Consider the following 4,692-nt stretch of genomic DNA (forward strand, 5'->3'; position numbering starts at 1 on the left):
AATCCTCCCATACCCATGCCTGGAAATCCTCCCATACCCATGCCTGGAAATCCTCCCTTGCCCATGCCTAGTAAGCCTTTGCCTATGCCTAGTAAGCTCCCCAAACCTATACGTTCAGAATCATATAGCATGTTTTCACCAACTTTTTATAATTATTTCATAGTCTTTTACATGCTATGTTTTAAAAAAATAAAGGAGCTTATTCTCCTTTTAAATTAGGCAGACTAACTACCGTTAATGATAGGTTATGGTGATATACTAGCCATCAGTGGAGAATAAAGAAAATCCCCACCGATGAAAGGCTTCACTTTATTTCTTCTTCCGACGGAATAAATCGATTGTTTTGTACCCTTGTGAAAGGATATCCACCATTTGTTGTTGGCGTTTATCGCGCGTTTGTTGTTGCTTTGCTGAGAAAATGTGACGTGCCCAGTCTTTTTGATATCCAGGAGTTAAGCTTTGGTAAAACTTCAGTTCGTTTGGATAATCGGCTAATAATGCTTCAACATCTTTCACATTGTTCTCATAATCTGCAACACACTGGCTGGAAGCTGCTGTTTTCTTCGCTTTCTTTTTTTCACGTTTTAAACCGACAACAGTGAAAACATCATCCACACTTACCATACGGGCGAACTTAATATCACTATTCCCTACATATCCATCTTCTCCAACGTTCATTGCTGGGAACATTTCATCTCTGTGAATATATGTTTCATAGCGCTTATTCCCTTTTTTCGGGTATGCGAAAAATATATAGCCTTTTTCAAGTAATAGTTGTTCATCGTTAAGAATCGTTTGTGTGTGCATAACCATTTCATCAAGTGTTTCTACAAAAATGAAAATAGCATCATGCTCTTTTGAAAGAGTCGTTTTTTGTTCAGTAAAGATACTATAGTCACTTGGTTGATTGATTACGGCCATGTTTTGGAATTTCGTTAGTTTTAATTTATCAATAATTGTCATAATAGGCTCCTTCATTTTTTGTTTCTTACAATTGATTATTCAGCAACTATTTTCATTCATAAAGTGTACCTTATTGATGGAAAAATGTCAGTTAAGATGGTCACTTAAACTTTCTTAAAATAAAAAGGCAGACCACACAACAGTCTGCCTTTCATCTATCTTCAAAATGTAGTTTTACTATACTTTTTTCTTTTTGCCTACAAAAACAGAACATAGAATCAAAATAATTAAAACACTTAAACAAAGAAAAATACTCGCTCTGTTTTGATCACTGAATGTAAATGCCACGCAGCAAATACTTAATGTGATTGCAGTAAATAAAGTTGCATATGGAAATCCCCATACTTTAAAGTGCGGCAACTTTGTATATGTTTTGCGGAGCTTCAGTTGTGATAAACATATGCTGATCCACACTAATGATACTGTAAATCCTGGAATTGCCATTAAATACCCAAAAACGCGGTCAGGTGAAAAGTATGCTACGAATGTGCCGCCAACAAGAACGATAGAGCTCAAGATAACGCTATATACAGGAACACCGTTCTTCGCAACAAATGAAAATTGTTTCGGTGCTTCTCCTTCTGTTGCTAAGGAATGCAGCATACGTGTGCAGCCATAAATACCAGAGTTTGCCGCCGACAATACTGCTGTGATTAGGACAAAGTTCATAATATGAGCTGATCCTTTAAATCCAACTGCCGATAATACTTGTACAAACGGGCTTGCTTGGTTGCCAATTTCATTCCATGGAATTAATCCGCAAATGATAAGGATTGGAAGTGTATAGAATAATACAATTCTCCAAAATACGCCTTTAATCACTTTAGGCAATACTTTCTCTGTATCCTTCATTTCTGTTAAAGTCAATCCGATAAGTTCAGAACCACCGTAAGAAAAAATTACGATTAACAATGCCGAGAATACTCCTGACCAGCCGTGTGGGAAGAATCCTTGGTGCTGTACATAGTTTTGCATATAGTGTGTTTCATTGCTTGGGATTACTCCGAATAAAATAGCGCCGCCTAAAATAAGGAATAGGACAATCATCGTAATTTTAATTCCAGCAAACCAAAATTCGAACTCTCCGTAATGCTTTACATTCATAAAATTAATAGCCACAATGAAAATTGCACTCATAAAGCTTAAAGACCATAATGACATAGAAGGAAACCAATATTGCAGGAAGCTTCCTGCAGCGATTACTTCAATGACGCATACAACTAACAACATGAAACAGTACATCCATCCAATCACAAACGACACGTTTTGTCCAAGTGCTTTACGAATAAACCCTTTCATATTCATCCCAGGATAAGCGATAGCCATCTCCGCAAGTGCACTCATTACGACAAGAAGTAATAATCCCGCAAACAGATAAGAAAATATAACTGCTGGCCCCGCTATTGATACTGTTTCAGAAGTCCCTTTGAATATCCCAGTGCCGATTGCTCCTCCGAGTGCCATCAAACGGACATGCCGCGGCAATAACCTTTTTTGTAATCCCATAATTTTCTCCTCTCATTTATATATAAAATTTCACAAAAGATTTTATCCCGCATTAACGAGCAGTAATACTCCCGCCTCAAAATTCAGCGGAAGCAAAGAAGTTAGGCGGGAGATAAACTGCTCTTAAAAGCCCGATTGGTTCAACTAATAATCAGTGGGGGATGAAGAAAACCCCCACTGATTAAAGTTTCACTTTATAAGATCAATTGTAGTTTTCCTTTTAATAAAAAAATCGTCCCTGTCCTATACGACAGGGACGATTTACACCGCGGTACCACCCTAATTGCAAACTAACGTCTGCCTCTTCATTTTGTTAACGATCTATTGACCGCCCTTTCCTCTATAAAGGTCGCCCTTTATAGAAGAAAAAGATGCTCCAGGATTGAAATTCACACTTATTTATGTACTGATTCACACCTTCCATCAGCTCTCTGAAACAGGGAAATAAGTATTACTGTATTCCTTTCATTGCATTTCCAATATTATGTTTTTTATATAATAAAAAAGTCCCTACTGATTGTATCAGTAGGGACGAATATATCGCGGTACCACCCTAGTTGCAGACTGAGTCTGCCTCTCAACTTTGTTAACGATCTCATATTTGACCGTCTTTCCCTCATAAAGGTCGTCCTTTACTTCGAAAAAGATGCTCCAGGATTGAAATTCACACTTATCTTTGTACTGATTTGCACCTTCCATCAGCTCTCTAAAACAGTGAGATAAGCACTACTTATATTCCCTTCATTGCTCAATTTTATTTCAATTTATATGACGTAGCTACAGTCTTTAATAAGTATGTTTTGTATTATAGAGCTTGCATTAATATTCTGTCAATAGTTTTTAAAAATACTTTTTTTTGAAAAACTATCTACACTCTCTTTCCTAGTGAAAATTACAGTTCTAAACCGGACTGGAGTCAATAAAAGGCCTCCTATGTGACTCATCAATGAATCGCTTAAGAAACCATTCCCGATCATAATAATAGAATATTTTCGTTTTAAATATTCAGAATTAATATTAAAATAAATAAAAAGAGTATATTAGATTGGAGGTAAATAGGAGATTTTTTACTCAACCTTGGGAAATTCTCAATTGTCATAATTAGATGGTTTTGTTTTCATGGCATCATAGTTTCATAATTTATCCCGCATTAACGAGCAGTAATACTCCCGCCTCAAAATTCAGCGGAAGCAAAGAAGTTAGGCGGGAGATAAACTGCTCTTAAAAGCCCGATTGGTTCAACTAATAATCAGTGGGGGATGAAGAACCCCCCCACTGATTAAAGTTTCACTTTATTCGGATCATGTTCTTGAAAATAAGTAACTGTAACAAATTACAATCTTTTCTGTCTCTTCTTTTAACAGAGCAATAGAACCATTTTGTAACAGCCTTTCTTTAGAAAATTGCATAATTTTCTGTTCTTCCTCATACGCCTTATATATTTTTAAGTATTATTTTAATAGCGCAGAATCTCACTTGAACCACCCTATCGTTTTTGCCCAAGCATTATTTATTCCTCTTTTCACTCTAGCTTTCATGGTATACTTTGAACCAACTGTCATAGTAATTCCTGTTGTTTCAAAAAACAATTTTTCTAAAAATACCGTATCCTTTAAATTACACACTTCTAACTCATCTTGTTTTTGAACCATGAACCAGTTACAACCTGGACCTACTAAAAACCTTATATTTTTTTTATTGTGCTTCCCATCTTCATTTTAAAAAATAGTACATTCACCTAAACACTCGGAATTTTTTAATGATGATGTAAATACTTCTACAAATTCCTTTGTTACTTCCTCTTTTTCTAGTGAATAACCCCTCCTTATCCACCTTACGGCCTGATTGAAGAAGAGGCTTCCTGTTTCATAGACCGTTGCGTAGTGGGGTGTCCCACTACGTCTTACACAGTCTCCACAGGCGTAGATTATACTGTTCGGACATAACCTTGCCCTACAGTTTATAGGTTTTAATTTGTAGCAAGCAATTCTTCTAATCCTTTTTGTAAGATGTTCCGGCTCGCGTTATAGTCTCTATCCAATACCGTTCCACATTTTGTACAAATGTGAGTACGAATAGAGAGAGACTTCTTCACACGATTCCCACAAACAGAACAGTCTTGTGAAGTATACTTTGGTTCTACCTTAATGAGTACACCACCATGATTTTCACATTTGTAAGCAAGCATGTTTCGAAACATTCCCCACCCCGCATCAGAAATAG

Annotated in this window: 4 protein-coding genes and 2 other annotated features; all 4 genes read right to left on the bottom strand. The window is 36.4% G+C overall.

All coding sequences use genetic code 11. From position 1 onward, the window contains the following. Positions 1–309: 309 nt before the first annotated feature. Complete coding sequence (locus tag BM211_RS22865; RefSeq protein ID WP_090999765.1) at positions 310–963, bottom strand: YdeI/OmpD-associated family protein; 654 nt, start codon at positions 961–963, stop codon at positions 310–312. A 177-nt stretch (positions 964–1,140) separates the two neighbouring features. Beyond that, positions 1,141–2,469: an amino acid permease gene (locus BM211_RS22870; RefSeq protein WP_090999768.1), complete on the bottom strand. Its 1,329-nt coding sequence runs from the start codon at positions 2,467–2,469 to the stop codon at positions 1,141–1,143. A 249-nt stretch (positions 2,470–2,718) separates the two neighbouring features. Continuing rightward, positions 2,719–2,947 (bottom strand) — a binding site (T-box leader). A gap of 46 nt (positions 2,948–2,993) precedes the next feature. Further along, positions 2,994–3,223 (bottom strand) — a binding site (T-box leader). Positions 3,224–3,941: 718 nt separating this feature from the next. Next, positions 3,942–4,121: a hypothetical protein gene (locus tag BM211_RS22875; protein ID WP_090999770.1), complete on the bottom strand. Its 180-nt coding sequence runs from the start codon at positions 4,119–4,121 to the stop codon at positions 3,942–3,944. 317 nt (positions 4,122–4,438) lie between these two features. After that, a partial coding sequence (locus BM211_RS22880) for an RNA-guided endonuclease InsQ/TnpB family protein (protein ID WP_177206985.1) occupies positions 4,439–4,692 on the bottom strand: 254 nt, incomplete at its 5' end.

It is taken from the genome of Bacillus sp. 491mf, assembly GCF_900112415.1.
GTDB lineage: Bacteria > Bacillota > Bacilli > Bacillales > Bacillaceae_G > Bacillus_A.